Source organism: Stenotrophobium rhamnosiphilum, from assembly GCF_003052265.1.
In the GTDB taxonomy this organism is placed as follows: Bacteria; Pseudomonadota; Gammaproteobacteria; order Nevskiales; family Nevskiaceae; genus Stenotrophobium; species Stenotrophobium rhamnosiphilum.
In genome coordinates, this window is sequence record NZ_QANS01000001.1 from 740898 (window position 1) to 763062 (window position 22165).

The 22165-nt window shown below is 54.4% G+C and carries 24 protein-coding genes; 11 read left to right on the forward strand and 13 right to left on the reverse strand.

Annotated elements, in window-relative coordinates:
* Positions 1-5: 5 nt before the first annotated feature.
* Complete coding sequence (locus CJD38_RS03345; protein WP_206362863.1) at positions 6-1397, forward strand: TAXI family TRAP transporter solute-binding subunit; 1392 nt, start codon at positions 6-8, stop codon at positions 1395-1397.
* Positions 1398-1417: 20 nt separating this feature from the next.
* Here the strand turns inward: CJD38_RS03345 and CJD38_RS03350 are convergent, their stop codons facing one another.
* On the reverse strand, positions 1418-2218 hold the full coding sequence (locus CJD38_RS03350) for an ATP-binding protein (protein ID WP_240783511.1): 801 nt from the start codon (positions 2216-2218) through the stop codon (positions 1418-1420).
* A 129-nt stretch (positions 2219-2347) separates the two neighbouring features.
* Here CJD38_RS03350 and CJD38_RS03355 point away from each other — a divergent pair, with 129 nt between their 5' ends.
* Positions 2348-3406, forward strand: coding sequence for an NAD(P)-dependent alcohol dehydrogenase (locus CJD38_RS03355; protein WP_107938859.1), 1059 nt, complete (start codon positions 2348-2350; stop codon positions 3404-3406).
* Between the two features lie 7 nt (positions 3407-3413).
* On the forward strand, positions 3414-4409 hold the full coding sequence (locus CJD38_RS03360) for an LLM class flavin-dependent oxidoreductase (protein WP_107938860.1): 996 nt from the start codon (positions 3414-3416) through the stop codon (positions 4407-4409).
* Position 4410: 1 nt separating this feature from the next.
* On the opposite strand, the gene CJD38_RS03365 is transcribed toward CJD38_RS03360, so the two are convergent.
* The 4 genes from CJD38_RS03365 to ettA form a co-directional block, all read right to left on the reverse strand.
* Positions 4411-5451 (reverse strand): potassium channel family protein, encoded by a 1041-nt coding sequence (locus CJD38_RS03365; RefSeq protein ID WP_107938861.1) that lies wholly within the window; start codon positions 5449-5451, stop codon positions 4411-4413.
* Positions 5448-6590: a M48 family metallopeptidase gene (locus CJD38_RS03370; RefSeq protein ID WP_107938862.1), complete on the reverse strand. Its 1143-nt coding sequence runs from the start codon at positions 6588-6590 to the stop codon at positions 5448-5450. Before CJD38_RS03370 ends, CJD38_RS03365 begins: the two co-directional genes overlap by 4 nt.
* Complete coding sequence (locus CJD38_RS03375; protein WP_107938863.1) at positions 6590-7396, reverse strand: TIGR00266 family protein; 807 nt, start codon at positions 7394-7396, stop codon at positions 6590-6592. The genes CJD38_RS03370 and CJD38_RS03375 overlap by 1 nt, the downstream gene beginning before the upstream one ends.
* Positions 7397-7573: 177 nt before the next feature.
* Complete coding sequence (gene ettA / locus CJD38_RS03380) at positions 7574-9238, reverse strand: energy-dependent translational throttle protein EttA (RefSeq protein WP_107938864.1); 1665 nt, start codon at positions 9236-9238, stop codon at positions 7574-7576.
* Between the two features lie 170 nt (positions 9239-9408).
* Between ettA and CJD38_RS03385 the strand changes: the two genes are divergently transcribed.
* The 3 genes from CJD38_RS03385 (at position 9409) to CJD38_RS03395 (ending at position 10753) form a co-directional block, all read left to right on the forward strand.
* A complete protein-coding gene (locus CJD38_RS03385; RefSeq protein WP_161554148.1) occupies positions 9409-9912 on the forward strand; it encodes a DUF4124 domain-containing protein in 504 nt (167 codons plus the stop codon).
* Between the two features lie 55 nt (positions 9913-9967).
* Entirely contained in the window at positions 9968-10360 is a 393-nt protein-coding gene (locus CJD38_RS03390; RefSeq protein ID WP_107938866.1) for an MAPEG family protein, read from the forward strand.
* A 75-nt stretch (positions 10361-10435) separates the two neighbouring features.
* A complete protein-coding gene (locus CJD38_RS03395) occupies positions 10436-10753 on the forward strand; it encodes a hypothetical protein (RefSeq protein WP_146165907.1) in 318 nt (105 codons plus the stop codon).
* A 180-nt stretch (positions 10754-10933) separates the two neighbouring features.
* Here the strand turns inward: CJD38_RS03395 and CJD38_RS03400 are convergent, their stop codons facing one another.
* The 7 genes from CJD38_RS03400 to CJD38_RS03430 form a co-directional block, all read right to left on the reverse strand.
* Positions 10934-11719, reverse strand: coding sequence for a rhomboid family intramembrane serine protease (locus tag CJD38_RS03400; protein WP_107938868.1), 786 nt, complete (start codon positions 11717-11719; stop codon positions 10934-10936).
* 260 nt (positions 11720-11979) lie between these two features.
* Complete coding sequence (locus CJD38_RS03405; RefSeq protein ID WP_107938869.1) at positions 11980-13119, reverse strand: acyl-CoA dehydrogenase family protein; 1140 nt, start codon at positions 13117-13119, stop codon at positions 11980-11982.
* Between the two features lie 30 nt (positions 13120-13149).
* Positions 13150-13629: a DUF6265 family protein gene (locus CJD38_RS03410; protein WP_107938870.1), complete on the reverse strand. Its 480-nt coding sequence runs from the start codon at positions 13627-13629 to the stop codon at positions 13150-13152.
* Between the two features lie 113 nt (positions 13630-13742).
* Entirely contained in the window at positions 13743-14642 is a 900-nt protein-coding gene (locus CJD38_RS03415) for a carbon-nitrogen hydrolase (RefSeq protein ID WP_107938871.1), read from the reverse strand.
* 14 nt (positions 14643-14656) lie between these two features.
* Positions 14657-15316 (reverse strand): sterol desaturase family protein, encoded by a 660-nt coding sequence (locus tag CJD38_RS03420; RefSeq protein ID WP_107938872.1) that lies wholly within the window; start codon positions 15314-15316, stop codon positions 14657-14659.
* Positions 15317-15330: 14 nt separating this feature from the next.
* Positions 15331-16377: an agmatine deiminase family protein gene (locus tag CJD38_RS03425; protein WP_107938873.1), complete on the reverse strand. Its 1047-nt coding sequence runs from the start codon at positions 16375-16377 to the stop codon at positions 15331-15333.
* Positions 16378-16448: 71 nt separating this feature from the next.
* Positions 16449-16823, reverse strand: a complete 375-nt coding sequence (locus CJD38_RS03430) for a hypothetical protein (protein WP_107938874.1) — start codon at positions 16821-16823, stop codon at positions 16449-16451.
* A 185-nt stretch (positions 16824-17008) separates the two neighbouring features.
* Between CJD38_RS03430 and moaA the strand changes: the two genes are divergently transcribed.
* The 4 genes from moaA to moaB are packed head-to-tail and all read left to right on the forward strand — an operon-like array spanning position 17009 to position 19218.
* Positions 17009-18025, forward strand: coding sequence for a GTP 3',8-cyclase MoaA (gene moaA, locus CJD38_RS03435; RefSeq protein WP_107938875.1), 1017 nt, complete (start codon positions 17009-17011; stop codon positions 18023-18025).
* A gap of 3 nt (positions 18026-18028) precedes the next feature.
* Positions 18029-18274 carry a MoaD/ThiS family protein gene (locus tag CJD38_RS03440; protein ID WP_206362864.1) on the forward strand — a complete coding sequence of 82 codons (246 nt, stop codon included), beginning with the start codon at positions 18029-18031 and terminating at the stop codon, positions 18272-18274.
* Between the two features lies 1 nt (position 18275).
* Entirely contained in the window at positions 18276-18701 is a 426-nt protein-coding gene (locus CJD38_RS03445) for a molybdenum cofactor biosynthesis protein MoaE (protein ID WP_107938876.1), read from the forward strand.
* 1 nt (position 18702) lies between these two features.
* On the forward strand, positions 18703-19218 hold the full coding sequence (gene moaB / locus CJD38_RS03450; protein WP_107938877.1) for a molybdenum cofactor biosynthesis protein B: 516 nt from the start codon (positions 18703-18705) through the stop codon (positions 19216-19218).
* Between the two features lie 754 nt (positions 19219-19972).
* On the opposite strand, the gene mobA is transcribed toward moaB, so the two are convergent.
* Complete coding sequence (gene mobA / locus CJD38_RS03455; RefSeq protein ID WP_107938878.1) at positions 19973-20590, reverse strand: molybdenum cofactor guanylyltransferase MobA; 618 nt, start codon at positions 20588-20590, stop codon at positions 19973-19975.
* Positions 20591-20683: 93 nt separating this feature from the next.
* Between mobA and CJD38_RS03460 the strand changes: the two genes are divergently transcribed.
* Positions 20684-22045 carry an MFS transporter gene (locus tag CJD38_RS03460; RefSeq protein WP_107939022.1) on the forward strand — a complete coding sequence of 454 codons (1362 nt, stop codon included), beginning with the start codon at positions 20684-20686 and terminating at the stop codon, positions 22043-22045.
* The last annotated feature ends 120 nt before the right edge of the window (positions 22046-22165 follow it).

A 22165-nucleotide genomic window follows, 5' to 3' on the forward strand; every position in this document is an offset into this window, starting at 1 on the left:
GCAAAGTGATCGATCAAAAAAAAGAGCAGCAGGTTAAGGCTCGCCGCTGGTTGAGTAAGCTGCCGAAAGTTTCGAAAATTTCTTGGCGCGATCTGTCACTGTCTCTAGGCCCAGTGCTTGTGCTGAGCGCTTTGGCGCTGATTATCGCGATGCACTTTGTGCGGCCTGCGCCACCCGATACTTTGAATATGGTGAGCGGCAGCGAGGGCAGTACGTATCGCAAGAATGCCGAGAAGTATGCCGTCATCCTTAAGCGCAACGGCATCAAACTCAACCTGCTGCCATCACAAGGTTCTTTGGACAATCTGCAACAGTTGGCAGATCCCGATTCCAAGATTGATATTGGTTTTGTTCCGAGCGGCTTGGCTACGGACACGGATGTCAGCAATCTGGTTTCTTTAGGCAGTGTGTTCTATCAGCCGGTCTCAATTTTTTATCGCGCGCCGAAAGCGATAGAGCGACTGTCGCAACTCAAAGGCAAGCGCATTGCCATCGGCAGGGAAGGGAGCGGCACGCGCTTCTTGGCGCTAGCGCTGCTCAAGGCCAATGGCATCAAGCCCGATGAAGGCCCGACAAAACTGGAAACCTTGGAAGGCGCAGTCGCGATGCAAGCGCTGATTGATCGCAAGGTCGACGCCATATTTTTATCCGGCGATTCGGCGGCGCCTTCAAATCTTCGTCAGTTGCTGCACACGCCCGGCGTCAACCTGTTCGATTACCCGCAGGCAGAAGGCTATCTGCGCCGCTTTCGTTACTTAAGCAAAATTGAAATTCCAGCTGGGGCTTTTGATCTTGGTGAAAACCTGCCGGCCAAGCCAACAATCATGTTGGCGCCGACCGTTGAATTGATCGCGCGTCAGGATTTGCATCCCGCTTTGTCTGATCTCTTGATTGAAGCAGCGCGTGAAGTGAATGGACGCGCCACGCTGATGCAGAAAGCCGGTGAGTTTCCCGCACCTTTGCAGCGCGATATTCCAATCAGCAATGACGCATCACGCTATTACCAATCTGGCAAAGGCTTTATGTATCGCAACCTGCCGTTCTGGTTAGCGAGCTTGTTGGATCGCACCTTGGTGGTGTTGCTGCCGATATTGGTTGTACTGATTCCGGGCTTGCGCATGGTGCCGTCGATCTACGGCTGGCGCATTAAAAATCGCATCTATCGTTACTACGGCGATTTGATGGCGCTAGAGCGCGCAGCCTTGCAGCCCTTGGATGCTGTTGAGCGTGAAGCGCTGATGCAACGCTTAAGCGATATCGAAAAAGCGGTGATTACAGTCAAGATGCCCGCGGCGTTTGCAGATCAGATTTACGTCCTGCGCCAGCACATCAACTTTGTGCGTATGCGGCTGGTGCCCGCGGCACCAGCGCCAGCACCAGAAGCAGACGCGCTGTAAATTACAGCGCGCCTTATCTTTTACTGTCTGCCGGCCCAATCTCGCGCAAACTGATTGGCAACGCGGCCGGAGCGTGAGGCGCGATTGAGGGCCCAACGCAACGCGAGCTTTTCGCCTTCTTCATCAATTGAGTTGATGCCGAGCTTGCGCAGGTGCAGTCGTACCAAATTCAAATACTGTTCTTGATTGAAAGAGTGGAACGACAGCCATAGGCCGAAGCGTTCGGACAGCGAAATCTTTTCTTCAGTACTTTCACCTGGATGAAGTTCGTCATCCATCCAGTGATATTCCAGATTGTCTTTTTTCGTCTCCGGCATCAGGTGGCGACGGTTGGACGTGGCGTAGATCAGGACGTTATCGGGCGGATCTTCAATGCCGCCATCGAGTGCAGTCTTCAGTGCGGTGAGTGCAGAATCGTTAGCTGACACTGAGAAATCGTCTACGTAGAGCACGAAGCGTTCTTTCTTGCCACGCAGCGGCGCAACGATATCCGGCAGATCAATCAGATCGTGCACGGGCACTTCCACCAGTCGCAGGCCTTGCGAGGCAAAGTGATTTAACAAGGCTTTTACAATGGATGACTTGCCGGTGCCGCGTGCGCCGGTGAGCAGCACGTGATTGGCAGGCTTACCTTCGACAAATTGCAGTGTGTTTTGAACCAATGCGGCTTTCTGACGATCAATATCAATCAGATCGTCCAGTTCGACGGCCTGCACAAAGTTAATCGGCTTGAGCTTGCCGCCATGCCAGCGCCAAGCCAGAGGGCCCTTCAGAGGTTTGGCGCGCGCCTTGGGTTTTGCTTTACGGACAGGTTTCTTCATGTCGATGAACTTGTTATTACAGAATGAATGCCCACATTCTAAAACAGAACGAGGGCCGCAGAAGCGCATAGAATCAGCCCCTGACTCTAGGCCTCACGGCCATCATCATTCATTAGATTGGAGAATGTCATGCTCAAGTCCTTCGGCTATGCCGCCACCAGCGCTACTACGCCGCTGGCTCCGCACGAGTTCGTGCGTCGTGATCCGGGCGCTGACGATGTGCAGATCGAAATCGAATATTGCGGCGTTTGCCACTCTGATTTACACGCGGCACGCAATGAGTGGGGCGGCACGGTATATCCCAGTCTGCCCGGTCACGAGATCATTGGCCGCGTCACCAGCATCGGAAAAGACGTAACGCGCTTTAAAGTGGGTCAACGCGTCGGCGTCGGCTGCATGGTGGATTCTTGCCAAAGCTGCGCCAGCTGCAATGAAGGTGATGAGCAGTATTGCGAGAAAGGCTTTACGGGGACTTATGGTGGTGTTGAGAAAGTCATTGGTGGCCGAACCTTTGGTGGCTACTCCAACAACATCGTCGTTAAAGACAAGTTTGTTTTGCGCATCCCCGAGTCACTCGATGCTGCAGGTGCTGCGCCTTTACTTTGCGCAGGCGTGACGACATGGTCACCGCTCCATCACTGGAAAATTGGTAAAGGTCACAAAGTTGGTGTGGTCGGCCTCGGTGGTCTGGGACATATGGCGATTAAGTTCGCTCACGCCTTGGGCGCACACGTCACGCTATTCACCACTTCGCCGGGCAAAGAAGAAGATGCCAAGCGCATGGGCGCGGACGTAGTCGTGATCTCGAAAGACAAGGATCAGATGAAGGCTTGCAAGAACAGCCTCGACTTCATCATCAACACCGTTGCAGCGTCACACAATCTCGATGCGTTCCTTGGTTTGCTGAAGCGTGATGGCAATATGACCTTGGTCGGCGTGCCTGAGCATCCGCATCCATCGCCGAGCGTTGCCAATCTCGTTTACAAGCGTCGCTCGCTTAGCGGCTCGCTGATCGGCAGCATTGCGGAAACGCAAGAGATGCTCGACTTCTGTGCCGAGCACAAGATTGTTTCAGATATTGAAATCATTCCAATCCAGAAGATCAACGAAGCTTACGAGCGCATGCTCAAGAGCGATGTGAAGTATCGCTTTGTGATTGATATGGCAACGCTTAAGCCTGCGGCATAAGGCACAAGTGCGCATCCCACTTTCAGTTCTCGATTTGGCGCCGGTGCCGACCGGCACTACGCCGTCGGAGGCGATCCGTCGCACGGTGGATCTGGCGCAGCTTGCGGACCGACTCGGCTATGTTCGCCACTGGTTTGCAGAGCACCATGGCATGCCTAGCGTGGCCAGTGCTGCGCCAGAAATTCTGATTGGCCATATCGCGGGCGTAACAAAAAATATCCGTGTGGGTTCTGGCGGCATCATGTTGCCGAATCACACGCCGCTGAAAGTGGCGGAAACTTTTCGCACGTTGGAAGCTTTGTATCCGGGGCGCATTGATTTGGGTCTTGGCCGTGCGCCTGGTTCTGATCAGGCTGCTAGCCGCGCGCTGGAGGCCAGTGACGGCCATGATTTTTCGCAGCAACTCGCTGAGCTGTTGGCGTTTTGTGGGCAGACGGAATTCGCTGCGAATCACCCGTTCCGCAAAGTGATCGCGATTCCAGATGATGTGCCACTGCCACCCATTTGGATTCTCGGTTCTAGTGGTGCGAGTGCAAGACTCGCCGGCAATGCAGGCATGGGTTACAGCTTCGCCAGTCATTTCAGCCCCACGCCTGCGGGCCCGGCGTTTAATGCTTATGCAGACAGCTTTAAGCCCTCAGCGCAGTTTCCTAAGGCGAACGCGATTCTTGGTGTCGCCGTGGTTTGTGCAGAGACCGATGAAGAAGCGGATCACCTTGCGACGACAATGGATCTTGCGTGGTTACGCATTCGTCGTGGCGAGTTCCGACCGTTGCCGAGCCCTGAAGAAGCCAAGGCTCATGTTTACACCGAGTTTGAGCTTGAAGCTGTGCGTGAATATCGCAGTCGCACGGTGATCGGCAATCCTAAGAAAGTGCGAGCCCAGATCGAATCACTGGTTAGCGAAAGTGGCGCTGATGAAGTGATGGTGGTGACGAACCTGCACGGACATGCCGAGCGCTTGCGTAGCTACGAATTACTGGCGCGCGTGTTCGCAGAATAGATCAGGCGATTGCGTTAGCCTGAATTTCGATTAACACATCTCCAGTCTGAACCTTCGCGCGCGGACCTTCCCAAAAGCCAATGCGTTCGTTTTGGCGAAGCAGACGCACCACAAGGCCGGGACTAAGATCACGCATGGCTTTGCCGATTTCATCTGCGCGAGCAGGGCGCTCGACAAGGCGTACATGGCCATCTACACACATCAAATCGTGGATGTAATCAGCAACGTGTGCGGATGCGATGGAATCCGCCATCAGGTATCCGCCAACAATCGACGGCGCGACGGTAGCGTTAGCGCCGGCCTGACTGATGAGCTTGATGTTTTCTTCTTCAGCAACCGAACAAACAATTCGCACTTTAGGGTTGAGTTGGCGCACCGTGAGCACGGTAAGCACGGCCGCGTCGTCGCGGCCCAGACAAATCAGCACACTGCTGGCGCGATCAATGCCGGCATCAATCAAATCCTGTTCGCGTGTGGCATCGCCGAGTAGGCCGATATAGCCCGCTTCTGCAGCTAGTGCGAGCTCACTGGTATTACGTTCAAGAATGAGCACTTGGCTTGCGGGCGTGCCGCGTGCCACTGCTTCTGAAGCACAACTTTTTCCGCCATGACCAAATCCGCAAATGATGAGGTGTTGGTTTAATGTTTTTTGAATGTGAGTCATGCGGCGAGCCTCCAGCCAGCGTTGTAATACGAGTTCGTAAGCGGTGCCGAGAAACACTAGCCAAATCACGAGTCGTAGCGGCGTGACAAAAATGGTATCGGCGATGCGAGCGCGTTTAGACACTGGCACGATGTCGCCATAGCCGACGGTGGTGATCGTCATCGCCGTGAAGTAGGCGACATCGCTAAAGCTGACATGGCCATCTATCTGATCTTTAAGACCCTCGCGATCAAACCAGAAGATGGCGAGAATCATAGAGACGAGTGTCACCAGAATCGCCAAGCGCATCATTAACATTTGCGCGGGCGTTCGCTCTGCCTTGATGAACAGACGTTTTACGGTCTGTGCATGCGATAAGGAATCTTGTCGCGTGGTCATGATGATTTACCTTGCTTGACAGGTCTCGCTTCGGACTTCTTTAAACTCCCTTTAACAGCGGCCCAATCCATTTTGATCGCTTGGCAATCGCAGGGATTCGCCTTGATCTCAACTTGCATCGCGGCCAAGCGTTCGTCAGTAGCCGGATGGCTGGAGAGAAAGCTCAGTATCGCAGGATTTTTATCCGCACCTTTCTCTTTTTCCTTAGCCATCAATTTGCTAAAGAATTCGGCCATGCCTTTGGGTTGAATGCCTGCTGCAACCAAAGCCTTCACGCCTCCTGCATCGGCCTGCGCTTCGAGTTCGCGGCTGTGTCGCATGGAACCAGCGGAGTGCAGCAGCACGCTCGCGATGGCGCTGACATCGCCCATCGTGAGCGCCAACACGGTGGCCAAGCCTGCCGAGTGAATCATCTGTTGCAGGATGTGTCGTTGTTCGACGTGCTGCACTTCATGCGCCAATACAGCGGCAAGTTGCTCTGGGCTATCAGCATTAGCGATTAATCCGCTGTGCACGATGACAACGCCACCGGGCATCGCGAAAGCATTGATGCTGTCATCTTCTTTGACGAACCAGTGATATTCGTAACGCGATCCTTTGGTGAGGCGACCACCAATTTCGCTAACTGCTTTTGCCGCCACGCTGGTTTGATCCAGTTCGTCATCATTTTTCAGGCTCTTGAGTGTGGCTTCGCCCAGACGTTTTTCAGTGGAGAGTGGGATCTGTGCAGCCAGCCAACGCTCGACGCGATCTAACTGCCAAATGCCTAGGACGATCGCCAACACGAACAAAGCCAAAGTTGTGAGTACGGTGTTCCACTTAAAGCGTTGCGCCTTGGCTTTGAATTGGCCTTTGCGTAAGTGTGGCAATAATGCTGACGGACTCTGGGCAAGTAGTGCTTGATGCGATGCTTTATCGATCGGCGTTACCGACCAGCTTGTTTGGCCATCATGCCAATGCAGAAACAACTGATCATCATCAAAGCCGCCAACGTGTACGTTGACCTGTGCACTTTCCGCGCGCAGTGAAAGCTCAGGGCCTTCGACAATTAAAGTCTCACCGCTAAAACGCAGCGTTGCAGCCACACCTGCTTTAGGCAGGGTGGCTGCTTGTACGCGTACTGCAATCTGCGGCTGCATTAGGCTCTGGGTTCAATGAACAAGCTGGCGATGACAAAGATCACAATCGCGACCAGATAAAGGCGGCCTAGCGGTGAGCGTCCACGCGCGCTGAATGCATGCGCAAACAAACCTTTCGCCAGACGCTGAACGGGTAGCGATTGCAACCAGACTTGGCCCGGACCTTTCAGATGTGCGAAGAACAAACCTTCGCCGCCAAAGATTGCCGTCTTGGCTTTGCCGACATAACGGATGTCATACGTTGCTGAAGTTTGCAGCGCGGCGAGACAGCCGGTGTCTACTTTCAGTGATTCGCCCGGGCCGAGTGTTTGTTCGCTGAGCGTGCCGCTGGCATGAATGAACGCGATGCCAGTGCCGGTGAGTTTCTGCATGATGAAACCTTCGCCGCCAAAGAAGCCGACGCGCAGACGTTTCTTGAAAGCGATGCCAACACGTACGCCTTGAGTGCCGCCTAGAAATGCGCCTTTCTGACAAATGATGGCGCCGCCATTGGCAGCCAGATCAATTGCAATAATTTTGCCCGGAGAGGGCGCTGCAAACGCGACGCGCTGTGGTTGCGTTGTAGGGTTTTTAAACAGCGTAGAAAACATGCTCTCACCCGTGAAAGCACGCTTAACGGCGCCAGCAATGCGAGCAAAGAAACCTTCATTAGCGCCATCGCCCAGCACGGTGTCCATAACGACTGGATCGTCCATGAACATCATTGAACCGGGTTCGCCGACGGCCACTGTGCCGGGTGAAAGCGTGAGCTGAACAAACTGAAGATCAGAACCTTCAATACGATATTCGAAGCGGTTGTCGCTCATGAAATTTCCCGTCTGTTTAATTGTGGTTTTGTCCCGGCGTCCTGCTAGGAGAAAGCGATAAATCTTCTACGCCACTTTAACAAAACGACGCTGATTCGCCGCACTTGCGTTTGTTGGGAATAAAAAAGCCACCCGCCTTTGATAAGAGCGGATGGCTTTTGTACTGCGTGAAGTGGCTTAAGCCAGCTTCTTGTGACGTGTACGGCGATTCACGCCCGGCTCGTTGCCGGTACGACGACGGAAGTCATCTTCGTAATCGCGGTAGTTGCCTTCGTGCCAGATTACTTCGCCAGAATCTTCAAATGCGAGGATGTGCGTTGCTACGCGATCGAGGAACCAACGGTCATGTGAGATGACCAGTGCGCAGCCAGGGAAGTCGAGAATCGCTTCTTCCAGCGAACGCAGCGTTTCGACGTCGAGATCGTTGGTTGGTTCGTCGAGCAGCACAACGTTACCGCCGGTGAGCAGCAGCTTGGCCAAGTGCACGCGATTACGTTCACCGCCCGAGAGTTCTTTGACGCGCTTCTGCTGGCTTTCGCCTTTGAAGTTGAAGCGGCCGATGTAAGCGCGCGCTGGCATCGAGAAGTTGCCGATCTGCAACATGTCGTTGCCTTCAGCAATTTCCTGAAACACGGTGTTGTCACCGTTGAGCGAGTCGCGGCTCTGATCGACGTAGGCAAATTTCACGGTCTCACCGACAGTGACTTCGCCCTGATAGTCGCTGTCCTGACCGGTGAGGATGCGGAACAGCGTGGTTTTACCCATGCCGTTAGCGCCGACAATGCCGACGATTGCGCCGCGCGGAACAGTGAAGTTAACGCCGGAGTACAGCTGACGATCGCCAAACTTCTTGCCGAGATCTTTGACCTCGATAACGATGTCGCCGAGGCGAGGGCCAGGTGGAATGTAGAGCTCTTTGGTTTCTGAGCGGGACTGATATTCCTGCGATGACAATTCTTCAAACGCTTTGATACGCGCCTTGCTCTTGGCCTGACGACCCTTAGGATTCTTGCGCACCCATTCGAGTTCTTCATTGAGCGCTTTCTGGCGCGCGTCTTCCTTGTTGCTTTCTTCCGACAGGCGCTTGGTTTTCTGTTCCAGCCAGTTGGTGTAATTGCCCTGCCAAGGAATGCCTGTGCCGCGGTCGAGTTCGAGAATCCAGCCAGCGACGTTATCGAGGAAGTAACGGTCGTGGGTTACGGCGATGATGGTGCCGGGGAAGTCTTTCAGGAATTTTTCCAGCCAAGCAACGGATTCAGCATCCAAGTGGTTGGTAGGTTCGTCGAGCAGCAGCATGTCTGGCTTGGAGAGCAACAGACGGCACAACGCAACGCGGCGGCGTTCACCACCGGAAAGTTTGGTGACGTCGGCATCCCATGGCGGCAGGTTCAGCGCTTCAGCAGCCTTGTCGAGAATCACGTCGATGTTGTGGCCGTCGCTGGCAGCGAGAATCGCTTCCAACTCTTGCTGACGAGCTGAGAGCTTGTCGAAGTCTGCATCGGGTTCAGCGTAGGCGGCGTAAACCTGATCCAGCTCAGCCTGCGCGTTGGTGATGTCCGACATCGCTTCTTCAACGTTCTGACGAACGTTCTTGGTCGGATCGAGCTGCGGTTCCTGAGGCAGATAGCCCATCTTCAGGCCCGGCTGCGGGCGCGCTTCGCCGACGAAATCCTTGTCGATGCCGGCCATGATCTTCAGCAACGTCGACTTACCCGCGCCGTTGTAGCCCAAAACGCCGATCTTGGCGCCGGGGAAGAAGCTCAAAGAGATGTTACGCAGGATCTCTTTCTTGGGCGGCACAATCTTGCCGCACTTGTTCATCGTAAAAACGTACTGACTCATTTGCTCGTTGCCTCTAATGGGTTATGCCGCGAAATGGCCTTGTGGGCAGCATTTGCGAGGCGCGGATTATCCGTGGTTAGGGCGGGCTTGTCAGCCGTTGTGACGCTGGGCAAGCAATGCCGACACAATCGGGCCCTATAATCAGGCCCTTATTCGATTTGAGAGGCCGCATGTTCCGCTTTTCGCTTGCCGCGACCTTATTCCTTGCCCTGTTGCCCTTCGGCGCTAGTGCCGAGGTGTTCCGTTGCCAAAAGGACGGCACAACGGTGTTCGGTGACAAACCCTGTGCCGACGACGCACAGGCCTATACCCCCAAGCCCTTGCAGGTAGTGCCAGCGACCAAGGTGCCGGATTTGGCCAAGCAATACGACCAGCGCATCTCCAAAGAAACGCAGGAACGCGACAAGGCCAACGAAGCTTGGAATAAAGAGCATCGGGCGCAGAAAAAGCAGGCAGAAGTGATCCGCAATGCGCGCGTCGAAGGCAAGGTCATCGCCGGCATGGACCAGGAGCAGGTGCGCAGCATATTGGGCAAGCCCTATTCCACCAGTCACAACGAAAATCTTGGCGTGGTGCGAGAAGGGTGGACGTACAAATACCCGGATGGTTCGCGCACTGTTGTTTACTTCAAAGACGGCGTAGTCACCAACACTTCATCGAAGCAGGGCAAATAAGCCGTACAGCTGCCACAAAAAATATTCTTAAGCTTCAAAACAAAAAGGGGAAAACATGCAATACCACCACACCGCACTGATCACAGTGCTCTCGCTACTGGTCTACTGGGCAACGATCGCCTTAGTCGGCAAGGCCCGCGGCAAATACAAAATCAGCGCGCCAGCAGTAAGCGGCAACGCCGATTTCGAACGCGTTTTCCGCGTGCAACAAAACACACTCGAAAGCTTGATCATGCATTTGCCCGCACTGTGGCTATTCGCGATCTATGTCTCGGACATTTGGGCCGCAGCATTAGGCGCAGCCTGGATCGTTGGCCGCATTCTTTACACGCAAGGCTATATCGCTGAAGCCAAAAAGCGTGGCGCTGGCATGATGATTAGTTTCGTGGCAACTACAGTGTTGTTGCTAGGTGATCTCGGTGCCATTGTTTGCGCGATGTTGAGGTAGTTTTCTTGCGGCAATAAAAAAGCCCTGCCAATTGGCGGGGCTTTTTATTTGAGAAAACTTTTGATGCTATCCGCAATGCTTTCCGGTGCATGCACAGCCGTCGGTGCAATCCTGGGTAATGCATCGATTGGGAATGCAGATCCAAGGCTTTCTTTCGTCACCAGGCATGAGCCTTACCGTCTTTCCATCATGTTCGAAGGCATAGCCGTACGGCAGCCATTTGAAGGCGACGCAGTTGTGTCCGCGCTTTTGGGTTTCGACGTAGTCAAGGTCTCCAACGCGTACAACTTTGTTTTCAAGGATTCCATTTTCAGGCGCTGGCAATACAAACATGCCAATTCCTTTAACGGCACTCATTTCTCGACTTTCTACCTCCGCTTCCAGATGAGCTAGTACTTTTTTAGTCGTCTGATTTTTAGTTGAGCATCCACACATGAAATATCTCCTCTTGAGGTGGCGTTATTGGTAACGCCAATCGCTAACTGCTGTTAGCGTTCAAGAGAAGACCGCATAACGAATATCGCGTCCGCGCAATCCGTCACGAAAAGAGCCCCCCTGAAGGGGGATTTTTACTTAAGGCTTTTTATGTTCGTGCGTATTCAAATGGCTCATGCAGTAAGCCACAGGTGGATCGCACTTGGTGCAGTAGCGAAAATCCATCTCACGATTTGTCTTGTCCGTGATGCCGCAAACGGTGCAAACGTGGCGAGGTTGGTCGCGTGTGGCAATTTCTCTGGCTTGGTTCTTGATTTTGCGATGACCGTGACGAGCGTTGTAGTAGATATCTTTGCCAAAGAACACAAAGAAATTGCTGACTGCGGCCAGAATCAATAGGCGTGTTAGCCAGTCCCCAGTAAAGAAACTAAACGCATAGAAAATCCATGTCAGTAGCGCCAGCCATTTAATTTTTACTGGCAGAACAAAAAACAACATGATTTCAAAATTTGGAAACAGGAACGCAAAGGCTAAAAAGATGGAGCCGGTGATGTAGTTATTGCTGGCTACGCCGTAGGGGATAAGGAAAGCTACGGCTATCGTCATCAGATAGCCGATGAGAACAAACAAGTTATAGCGGAGCGTTCCCCACTGATTCTCCAGTGAACGGCCCATGAAAAAGAGCAGGTACAAGGCAAACGCTGCAAAGAGTGGAGTGCCGGAGGGTGGGGTAAGCACAAAGCTGAATAAGCGCCACCATTGGCCGCTCATCACAGCTTGTGGGATCAGCAGCATATAGTCGATGAAGCCCGGCATGGTCAGGCCTAGCAACAAGGCAAGGCCTTGGCCACCAACCAAGTACAGCGTCAAATCTTTGATCGCGAAGCGTTCTAGCTTGCGTTCAGTTTGCTTTGAAATTTTCATGGGCCGAAGTTAAACACATGGACGTTTCCTTTTCATCGTTGGCAGGTACAAAAAAGCCCCGCATTGCGGGGCTTTTAAAAGTGCTCACATCTCCATGGTTATGGCTGTGCCATCCATGGCGCAACTTCATCACAATTTGTAAGTCCTGCCCGCGTTTGGCTTAACTCGGAATGACATTGAGTCATTCCTTGCCTAGGCCAAACGCTCCGTGGCCGGGCATTCGCTGTACGCGAAGCTGTACTTCGCGTACAGCGCGCGGCTCACCCGCGACCCACCAGCGTACGAGCAATTACTTCCTTCATGATTTCCGAAGTGCCGCCGTAGATGCGCTGGATGCGTGCATCTGACCAGAAGCGTGAGATCGGGTATTCAACCATGTAGCCGTAGCCGCCGAAGAGCTGCAAGCAAGCGTCGGTGACGCGGCCTTCCATTTCGGTGGTAGAGAGTTTGATCATGGCGGCGCTGGCGACATCCATTTTGCCGTCGGCGTAGAGCTTGGTGCATTTCTCGACGTAGGCGCGATGTACTTCGATATCGGTTTTGCACTTGGCCAATTCAAAACGTGTGTTCTGGAAGGTTGCGATGCTGGTGCCGAAAGCTTTGCGCGTGAGTGCGTATTCGACGGTTTTATCCAGCGCGCCTTGTGCGTGAGCAACGGCGGTGACGGCGAGGGCGAGGCGTTCGCGTGGGAGTTCGTCGATCAAGTGACCGAAGCCACCACCAACGCGACCGAGAACTTCGTCTGCTGCGACTGGGCAGTTGTCGAAGAACAGTTCTGAGGTGTCAGCGCTGTGCAGGCCGATCTTTTCCAGATTGCGGCCGCGCTTGAAGCCTGCGACTGAAGTGTCGAAGGTGAACAGCGTGGTGCCTTTGGCACCAGCTTTCGGATCGGTCTTCGTTGCAAGCACAATCACGCCAGCGTGTTGGCCGTTGGTGATAAAGGTTTTGGAGCCGCTGATCAAATAGCCGCCGTTGCCATCAGGCAGCGCGCTGGTCTTGATGCCTTGCAGATCTGAACCCGCGCCCGGTTCGCTCATGCCGATAGCGCCGATGCATTCGCCGGAAACCATTTTCGGCAAATATTTTTTCTTCTGTACTTCGCTGCCCAGATGCAGGATGTACGGCGCGGCGATGTCAGAGTGCACTGACAGATTTGATGCGAGCGCAAGGAAGCCCATGCGAGCGGTTTCTTCCAGCACCACCATCGAGAACGCAAACTCTGCGCCGATGCCGCCGTATTCTTCAGGAACGTCTACGCAGAGCAGGCCATTTTCGCCCATCTTGAGATAGAGGTCTTTAGGGAAGATGCCGTCGCGTTCCCATTTTTCGTAGTGGGGCTCGACGTTGTCTTTGAGGAAACGAACGACGTTGTCGCGAAACAGTTCTAGTTCTGATGACATGGTTTGAGGACTTTTTAGTAGAGAAGGAAATTAATTGACGGAGCAGGATTTACGCTTCATCGGGAAGATATTCATCATCGGCTGATTGGCTTCGCTGCGACCTTCAAAGCGAACCTTGAGAGAATCAGGTGCGGTGTATTCGTAGGTGATGCGTGTTGGAAAACCGAGGCCACTAAGGCTTTCAAACGTTACGCTGCTGCCTTTCTTCTGCGTGGTCATGCCGTAACGCAGTTCAGGGTCGCCCTTGGGCTGGCTGACAAAATCGAAGCCAGTGCCGCTGGTCACAATGCGGAGGTAGTCGAAGTCACGCGTGTACCCATCTGCATCACGATGCGCGATGCCGAGAATGGTGTTGCCGCTAGGCGCGAGCCAATGCTCTTCGTAACTGCTGCCGCCGCTTTCATAACCCCAGCAACCGGACATCCATTTGAAATCAGTTGCGCGTGGCGTGTCTGCGGCAAATGCGTTGGTAGAAATGGCGAGGGCAGCAATCAGAACGGGAATACGCATGGTGTTCTCCTCAAAGTGCATGAGCCGGAGCGAGCCGCCCGGAACCTAGGGCAGCGATTTTAGCGCGCTTTGATGAGTCGTAACGCTACCCGGCACAAGTGCCGGGCTTGGACTTAATCGCGGTAGCGTTTAACCAGATCGCCATAAGCGTCAATGCGGCGGTCACGCAAGAACGGCCACCAGCGGCGTACGTTCTCGCTGCGTCCCAAATCCACGTCGGCAACCAGCACGTCAGCCTTCTCGCCAGATTTGGCAATGAACTCGCCCTGCGGACCTGCGATAAAGCTGTGGCCCCAGAACTGTGAGCCGGCGGTTTGCTTGGTCGGATCGCCTTCATAGCCAACGCGATTGGCGACGAGTACCGGCAAGCCATTGGCGACTGCGTGCGAGCGTTGGATCGTGACCCAAGCGTCGCGCTGGCGTTGTTGTTCGTCAGCATCATCAGCTGGATTCCAGCCGATGGCGGTTGGGTAGAGCAACAGCTCTGCACCCGCCAGCGCCATCAAGCGCGCTGCTTCTGGATACCACTGATCCCAACATACGAGAAGACCGAGTTTGCCGACGCTGGTTTGAATTGGCGTAAAGCCAAGATCGCCGGGGGTGAAATAAAACTTTTCGTAATAGCCCGGATCATCTGGGATATGCATTTTGCGATACACGCCTGCGAGCGAACCGTCACGCTCAAGCACGACTGCGGTGTTGTGATACAGGCCGGGTGCGCGCTTTTCGAACAGTGAGCCGACGATGACGATGTCGAGCTCTTTCGCGAGTGCGCCCAACCATGCGGTGGAATTGCCGGGAATCGGTTCAGCCAGATCAAACAGATCAGTGCTTTCGTGCTGGCAGAAATAAAGTGAGGTGTGCAGTTCTTGCAGCATGACCAACTGCGCACCGCCAGCCTTAGCTGCGCGAATGCCGTCTTCCGACATTTTGAGATTGGTATCGCGATCCGACGTGCAAGGCTGTTGCACCAGACCGACGCGCAGCGTTTTTGATTTAGCGGGCGATTTCATATTTAAGACCTTTCTCATTTAGCTGGGCGATACAACGTGCCCATGACCCAATCCGCAATCGGATATGTGATGTTGAAATGATAGTGCACCATTAAGCTCTGGTCGTGGTGCAGGGTGTGATGTCGACGCAATGCTGCCATCCCCGGCAGGCGCGCAATCCACGAACTTGTCGGGACGTGATACGAAAAGTGCAGCAGCTCGTAGTTTAGAAAATACGCGGTGCCCGTTGCGGCAAACAGCCAACCGACATTGCTGGAAATACCCCAGATCAGCAATAGCGTGATGGGCGTGCCAAAGGCGAACAGGAAAAACACAATCAAAATCGGTGGAAACAACACCGCTTTAAAATCTCTTGAGCTCCCAAACGCCATTTCGCTCTCGGTAAAAAAGCGATGATGCTGACGTGTGTGTCGCTCAAAAATCTTGCCGAGGAATTTGCGCGGGTGATGCATTGGCCCGCGATGACCAAAGTATTCTGCAAAATTAACGTAGAGAAAGGTGAGTGGAATCGTCAGCCATTCCAGCGTACGCACAGCGTGTATCTGTGCAATGCAAACGGCGATGAACGCTAACGATGCCGTAACGGTGAACGCAAAGTGCCCCCAGCCGCTATAACGCGGGCCGATGAACTGTTCACGATACTGCTCGCGAAAATGTTCGACCGACTCACTCATAACGGCCCTCCGTATTAAGGCGTCGCCGGAATCTGCATGGTGACGCAGTGAAGACTACCGTATTGATTGATCAGTGCACGGCAATCAATGCCGATGACAACGCGATTCGGAAAGTGCGGGCGCAGACGCTCCAGTGCAATCGGATCGTTTTTGGCATCGCCATAAAGCGGTACGAGGACGGCACCGTTCAGGATCAAAAAGTTTGGATAGCCAGCAGGCAAGCGTTTGCCGTCTTCATCAAAGGTCGCAGCAGGTAAGGGCAGTGGCACCAGCGTGTAGGGCTGACCATCGTCGGTGCGCAGGGCTTGTAGCTCTCGCTCCATTGCTTTGAGATCGTCGTAATGCTCGTCGTTGTGATCATCGCAAGCCTGATACGCAATCGTGCGTGCGTTGCAGAAGCGCGCGATGGTGTCGATGTGGCCGTCGGTGTCATCGCCAATCAAATCGCCGTGTGTGAGCCACAACACGCGTGAAAGGCCCAGCCACGCTTTGAGTTTTTCTTCGATCTGCATTTTGCAGAACTGCGGATTACGCGTTTGTGCGAGCAGGCAGCGTTCGGTGGTGAGCAGCGTGCCAAGACCATCAGATTCAATACCGCCGCCTTCGAGTACGAAGTCCAGCGTCTCGATCGGTGCGGTGAGCGCGCCGAGATCAGCGAGTTGACGCGTGACAGTGTTGTCGAGTGTCGCGTCGAACTTGTTGCCCCATCCATTGAAGATGAAATCCAGATGCACGGGTTTGCCAGCGCGGAACACCGTGACGGGGCCGTGATCGCGGGCCCACACATCGTTGCTGCGCACAGCGAAAATTTTGACGCGTTCAGCAATCGCACCGGCTTTGCTTAGACGCTGCTTCAGCGCGGCAGGGTCAAGGCCATAAGCAATGATCACGTCTTGATAGTGGCTGATGGCCGCAGCGAGCTCGATGAAATTGCGCTCGACGGCATCAAAGTGTTTGGCGAAATCGCCATCAGCACGCGGCCAGGTCAGTTGAATGGCACTTTGTGGCGCCCATTCGGCCGGAAAAATCGTGCTGTGGATGGTTTGTAACGAAGGTGTCATCTGGAACTCACAAATGAAGCGGGGCGCTTTCGCGCCCCGATTAGGTTTCCCATTTTACCGCGCTGAGCGCCTCAGGGCGCGGCTTTGAGCTCTTCTTTACGATGAATTTCGGCGGGTTGGTCTGGGCGCACGGCGTCAACCACGTGGGTGTTCTCAAAGAAAACCGAGAAACCTGCGTAATCCCAACGCGTAATTGGCGGCTGGCGTGGCTGGCCACCACCTACGGCAGGGTGTTTGACCTGAGGTTCGCCAAATTCCTTAGCGACTTGAGCCATCCCGGCGCCCTTGCGTGGCAGATTGATCGACGTCGGCGCGGCAGCGGGGATCGAAGTTGTAGCACTCGGTACGGCTTCTTCCGCTGTTTGCGGCATCGCCAAATTGTCTGCATGAGCAGTCGTATAGACCGCGAACATGCCCATTGCTGCCAGTAATAAGGTCTTTTGCATAAGTCACTTAGCCCCAAATCTTTGCGTGGACTATAACACCGCTTCAGGAGCACACAAAGCGTCGAATGTGGGTGCTTCGTTATATAGTTGTCAGCTATTGTGGACAAATACTCTGGACAGACGCAGCAAGGCATAGAGCTTGCGAACCGACGGCAATGGATTCCCCAACTTTCCCAATTAAGCCCATGAACAGCGTTGCCCCCGTGGTTTGGAGCAGCGTGGATGGGGTTGTGGTCGATCGTTTGGGTCGCCGGAAACGCAAGTTGCGGGTGTCGCTGACCGATCGCTGCAATCTGCGTTGTCCTTATTGCATGCCGGACCAGCCGCAGTGGCTGCCCAAAGATCAGATCCTGCGGCAAGAAGAGTTGATGCGTCTGCTCAAGCTCTTTGTGGGTCGGCTCGGCATTCAGGAGTTGCGACTGACCGGCGGCGAACCGCTGCTGCGTAAAGATCTCAATCAGATTGTTGAGCAATGTCAGAGTTTGCGTGCTCAAGGTTTAGAGCGCGTCTCGCTCACCAGCAACGGCATCTTGCTCGCCGCACGCGCCAAGACCTTATTAAGTGCGGGGCTGGATGATGTAAATGTCAGTCTCGATGCGATAGACGAAACCGTATTCGCACGCATGTCAGGTGGTCACGGCAGCGCCGCAGAAGTCACCGCAGGCATTCTTGCTGCGCGAGACGCAGGCCTGCCGGTCAAGATCAACACTGTGATCATGCGCGGTTATAACGAAAGCGAAATCCTGCCGCTCGTACGTTGGGCGCGTTCACAACAAGTGCCGTTGCGTTTCATCGAGTTCATGCCGCTGGATGGCAGCGGCGCGTGGTCTGCAGAACGTGTAGTGCCTGAGTCCGAAATGCTCGCGCCATTGCGTGATGAGTTTGCGCTTGAGGCGATGCCCGCTACTGATGATCCCGCGCGCTATTACCGCGTGGGTGGTGATTACAAGTTGGGCGTGATCTCCACGATTTCAAAACCGTTTTGTCAGCGCTGCGACCGTTTGCGTCTCACAGCAACTGGCGAACTCTATTCTTGCTTGTTCTCTGCCACAGGCCGCGATTTGCGCGCGCCGCTACGCAACGGTGCAGATGACGAAGCATTGCTCAACGCAATACGTGGACATGTTTGGTTTAAGGAAGAAGGTTATGCGGCGACTGGATATGTTGAGCGTCCGATTAGCATGCATGCACTCGGGGGCTGATCTGTGCAGGTAACAGTTGAATTGAATGGTGTGCTGTGCCGTCTCGCCGGTGTGCAAAGTCTGACGGTGGATTTGAAAGATTTTGCGACTGTTGCTGATGCCATGGCTGCAGTAGAAGAGCGCATTCCCAATGCAGCTGATCGCCTTGAAGTGACTGCAATTGCTATCGGTGATTCCTTGGTTCATCGGAATACATCGTTGATGGGTGATGAAGTGCTCGTCTTGATCCCACCTGTGAGCGGAGGCTGAAATGAATCGCCTCACTGATCAAACCCTCGATATCGAATCACTCATCGCCCAAACCGATGATCCGGATTGCGGTGCGCTTGTCGTGTTCGGTGGCGCTGTGCGTCTTGATGATGGAGTCAAAGCCATCGACTACACCGCTTACGCGCCTCTTGCTGAGAAAGCTTTAGCTGAGATTGAGCAAGAAACGCTGCAACGTTTCGATATTCGCCATTGCCGTCTCGTGCATCGCACCGGCTTGCTCAAGCTTGGTGAGTTGTCTGTTGTCGTTGTCGTGCGCGGTGGTCATCGTGGCCCAACGTTTGAAGCTGCGCGCTGGGCGATTGATACGCTGAAGCAGCGCGTACCAGTGTGGAAGGAAGAGTATTATCTTGATGGCCGCAGCACGTTTGTCGAAGGCCAACACATCCAAGAGAAATCAGAAAACTAAAATGACTAAAGAATTTCTACCGCTGTCGATTAGTGTGCTGACGATCTCGGATACGCGCACGCTGGAAAACGACACCGCAGGCGATGCGTTGATTAGTCGCCTGACGCAGGCCGGCCACAAACTCGCAGAGCGTGCGATTACGCCAGATAGCATTTACCGCATTCGTGCTGTGGTTTCGAACTGGTTGGTAGATGATAAAACGCAGGTGATTCTCACCACCGGTGGCACTGGCGTGACGGGGCGTGACGGCACTCCAGAAGCGATTACGCCGCTGCTCGATAAAGAGCTGGTTGGATTTGGTGAACTGTTCCGCGCGATCAGCTATCAACGTATTGGCAGCTCATCAATGCAATCGCGTTGCCTTGCGGGTGTCGCTAACGGCAAATACATTTTCTGCGTGCCGGGCAGTGTGGATGCTTGTGAAACCGCTTGGGATCACTTGCTGCTGACGCAGTTGGATGCGCGCACGATGCCGTGCAATTTCGCGAAGTTGGTTCCGCGGCTTACTGAGCGCTAGATCGGGCTCTTTTGGGTTACTGCCTGCGCTTCTTTGATGTGGCGTCTTTCGCGCTGTGGCGCGAGTGACTTTTCTTTGCGTGCCCAAAGAAAAGTAACCAAAAGAAAGGGCACCCTGCGACTACGCCGGAACAAAAGACGTTCCGGTTCCCTGCGCTTCTCGCACTGATCGGGGTGCATGACAGGCCATCCATGGCCAGGCATGCACGCTCGGCTCCTGCCTCGCCCGACGCAAAGCGTCGGCAATAACCGATCAGTGCTGTGATGCTCGGCGTTGTCGAAGGGAACCCGGCACAGCAAAGCCACTTCTACATCGCATCAGCTAGCGAGCGAATGAGCCGTGATGCAGTGATTGATGTGATCAAAAGTGCCGCCAACACTTTTACTCTTCTAAAGAATCGCTCAGGCCATTGAGGAGACTCTCTCCTCATTAACAGCAAGAGTCGCTTTGTTTTTGATGTCGGGCCCCTTCGGCAGCGCCGAGCATCGCAGTCTTGGCCGGTAATAGCCGCGCGAATAGCGCGGGCGAAGGCAGGATGCCGAAGCGTGCGTGTCTGGACAGGGATGTCCTGTCACGCACCCCGGCCAAGACGAGAAGCACAGGGAATCGGAACGTCTTTTTGTTCCGACGCGTACGCAGGGTGTGTTTTCTTTGGTTACTTTCTTTGCACAAGCAAAGAAAGTAACTCGCGCCACAGCGCGAAATAAGCCATCTCAATCAGAACAGGCAGCAGCCTCGCGAAGCGCGTTTAAGCCTAAGCTTCAGCGCTAAGCAACACCTCAAGCCGCACCCGCTCCTCCGGCGTATTCACACTCCAATACTCTCGCGGCCACTCGTCATAACTAACCGATGCCGCATTGTGCTGCCGCAGCCATCGAATAACGCTGCGCTCTCCATCAGCAAGTTGCTGCCTTAAATTGTCGCGCAGGTCTCGTGAGACCAAACAGCAGACCGGCATCGGCCCGTCGCTGGTGCACACGAATGCAGCAGATGCCCCATTTTCTCTCACGGCTGCGCACAATCTCAGCGCAAGATCGTCGGGTAGTCGTGCTGCATCAACGGGCACAAAAAGCACCCAATCGGTGCGTGCCACATCAAGCGCTGCACTGATTCCGGCGAGGGGGCCGGCGAAATCTGAGACCAAATCGGCGACAACAGGCCAGCCAAATTGGGCGTATTCGTCGATGCCGCGATTGGCATTAATCAGACCGGTATTTACCTGCGTTTGCAGGCGATCCAGCACGCGTTGAATCAGGGGCGCGCCTGCGATCTCAAGCCAGCCCTTATCAACGCCACCCAAACGCGTGCCCATACCGCCCGCGAGAACGCAGCCGGTGAGGGTGAAATCAGGCACTGAGTTGGTGCGCGTCATGAAATTCCGTTCAGCAGAACCAGCTTGGTGCGCTGGCACGTGCGTTGCCTATAAAGGTGCAGTCCTTTTGATGGCTGGAGTGTAAACGTGAAATTGATGCACAAGGCGACTCGCATCGACCTTTTTAGTTTCGGCACGCCGCAAATGCGCGCGTTTCACCTGACGTGGATGGCATTTTTCGTCTGCTTCTTTGGCTGGTTTGCCTGCGCACCGCTGATGCCGGTGATCAAAGGTGAATTTGGTTTAACCAAGGATCAGATCGCCAACATCAATATTGCCGCAGTCGCGGTGACGATTCTGGTGCGTTTGATCATTGGCCCCATGTGCGACCGTTTCGGGCCGCGTAAGGCTTACACCGGTTTGTTGTTGCTGGGCGCGTTGCCAGTGATCGGCGTGGCGTTCTCGCAGAGCTATGAAGCGTTCTTGTTCTTCCGTTTAGCGATTGGTGCCATCGGTGCCAGCTTCGTTATCACGCAGTTCCACACCTCGGTGATGTTTGCACCGAACGTGGTCGGCACTGCTAACGCAACCGCCGCAGGCTGGGGAAATCTCGGTGGTGGCATGGCACAAACGCTGATGCCGTTGATCCTCGCTGCGATCGTGTTGATGGGCGTTGAGCAGTCGCTGGGCTGGCGCATCGCGCTGGTTGTGCCGGGCGTGCTGATGGTGATCATGTCTTTCTTCTACTGGCGCTATACACAGGATTGCCCAGAAGGCAATTACACAGAGTTGCGTGCTAGTGGTGAGCTCGTTTCCTCAGGCAAGCGCGAGGGCCTGCAGAGCTTCAAGCTCGCAGCCTCTAACTATCGCGTCTGGTTGTTGTTCCTGACTTATGGTGCTTGCTTCGGTGTGGAGATCTTCATTCACAACATGGCGGCGCTTTATTACGTCGATAAATTTGGACTTTCGCTGAAGGCAGCAGGCTTTGCGGCTGGTAGCTTTGGTTTGCTCGCACTGTTTGCGCGTGCCATGGGTGGCTTGTTCTCCGATCGCGTGGCGCAGAAGCGTGGCCTCAATGGTCGTACCGCACTTTTGTTCGCACTCATCGTTGGCGAAGGCGTCGGCCTACTGTGCTTCTCGCTGATGGATAGCGCTGCGCTCGCAGTTGTCGCGATGCTGGTGTTCGGTCTGTTTACCCACATGGCCTGCGGCGCAACTTATGCATTGGTGCCATTCATTGATCGCAAAGCGCTGGGCGGCGTAGCCGGCATCATCGGTGCGGGCGGCAACGTCGGCGCAGTGGCAGCTGGTTTCTTGATGAAAGGCACGGCCACCGCTCAGGAATGTCTATTTATCCTCAGCATCTTTGTTATCTCGACCGCGGTGTGTGCACTGTTGGTGCGCTTTTCGGCCGAGGCTCACAGCAATGAGCGCAAGGCTTTCGAGGATGCGCAGGCGCAGCGCGAGGCAGAAGCCGGAAAGCAGGGTCTGCCCGGCGAAGCTGTCGCCGCTTAAGTCAGTCAAATCAGGGCGGCCCGGCACTGTCGGGCCGCTTTTTTTATGCCCTCAGAAAAGGCACGCCCCGTTTGAGGGCAAATATTCACTCCAAAAGTGGTATTTGATGCACGAAGTTGG

Bases quoted from the DNA above. Each gene is read 5' to 3' on its own strand.
- CJD38_RS03350 (WP_240783511.1), bottom strand. From the start codon at position 2,218: ATGAAGAAACCTGTCCGTAAAGCAAAACCCAAGGCGCGCGCCAAACCT.
- CJD38_RS03355 (WP_107938859.1), top strand. From the start codon at position 2,348: ATGCTCAAGTCCTTCGGCTATGCCGCCACCAGCGCTACTACGCCGCTG.
- CJD38_RS03365 (WP_107938861.1), bottom strand. From the start codon at position 5,451: ATGACCACGCGACAAGATTCCTTATCGCATGCACAGACCGTAAAACGT.
- CJD38_RS03370 (WP_107938862.1), bottom strand. From the start codon at position 6,590: ATGCAGCCGCAGATTGCAGTACGCGTACAAGCAGCCACCCTGCCTAAA.
- CJD38_RS03375 (WP_107938863.1), bottom strand. From the start codon at position 7,396: ATGAGCGACAACCGCTTCGAATATCGTATTGAAGGTTCTGATCTTCAG.
- ettA (WP_107938864.1), bottom strand. From the start codon at position 9,238: ATGAGTCAGTACGTTTTTACGATGAACAAGTGCGGCAAGATTGTGCCG.
- CJD38_RS03385 (WP_161554148.1), top strand. From the start codon at position 9,409: ATGTTCCGCTTTTCGCTTGCCGCGACCTTATTCCTTGCCCTGTTGCCC.
- CJD38_RS03390 (WP_107938866.1), top strand. From the start codon at position 9,968: ATGCAATACCACCACACCGCACTGATCACAGTGCTCTCGCTACTGGTC.
- CJD38_RS03395 (WP_146165907.1), top strand. From the start codon at position 10,436: ATGCTTTCCGGTGCATGCACAGCCGTCGGTGCAATCCTGGGTAATGCA.
- CJD38_RS03400 (WP_107938868.1), bottom strand. From the start codon at position 11,719: ATGAAAATTTCAAAGCAAACTGAACGCAAGCTAGAACGCTTCGCGATC.
- CJD38_RS03405 (WP_107938869.1), bottom strand. From the start codon at position 13,119: ATGTCATCAGAACTAGAACTGTTTCGCGACAACGTCGTTCGTTTCCTC.
- CJD38_RS03410 (WP_107938870.1), bottom strand. From the start codon at position 13,629: ATGCGTATTCCCGTTCTGATTGCTGCCCTCGCCATTTCTACCAACGCA.
- CJD38_RS03415 (WP_107938871.1), bottom strand. From the start codon at position 14,642: ATGAAATCGCCCGCTAAATCAAAAACGCTGCGCGTCGGTCTGGTGCAA.
- CJD38_RS03420 (WP_107938872.1), bottom strand. From the start codon at position 15,316: ATGAGTGAGTCGGTCGAACATTTTCGCGAGCAGTATCGTGAACAGTTC.
- CJD38_RS03425 (WP_107938873.1), bottom strand. From the start codon at position 16,377: ATGACACCTTCGTTACAAACCATCCACAGCACGATTTTTCCGGCCGAA.
- CJD38_RS03430 (WP_107938874.1), bottom strand. From the start codon at position 16,823: ATGCAAAAGACCTTATTACTGGCAGCAATGGGCATGTTCGCGGTCTAT.
- moaA (WP_107938875.1), top strand. From the start codon at position 17,009: ATGAACAGCGTTGCCCCCGTGGTTTGGAGCAGCGTGGATGGGGTTGTG.
- CJD38_RS03445 (WP_107938876.1), top strand. From the start codon at position 18,276: ATGAATCGCCTCACTGATCAAACCCTCGATATCGAATCACTCATCGCC.
- moaB (WP_107938877.1), top strand. From the start codon at position 18,703: ATGACTAAAGAATTTCTACCGCTGTCGATTAGTGTGCTGACGATCTCG.
- mobA (WP_107938878.1), bottom strand. From the start codon at position 20,590: ATGACGCGCACCAACTCAGTGCCTGATTTCACCCTCACCGGCTGCGTT.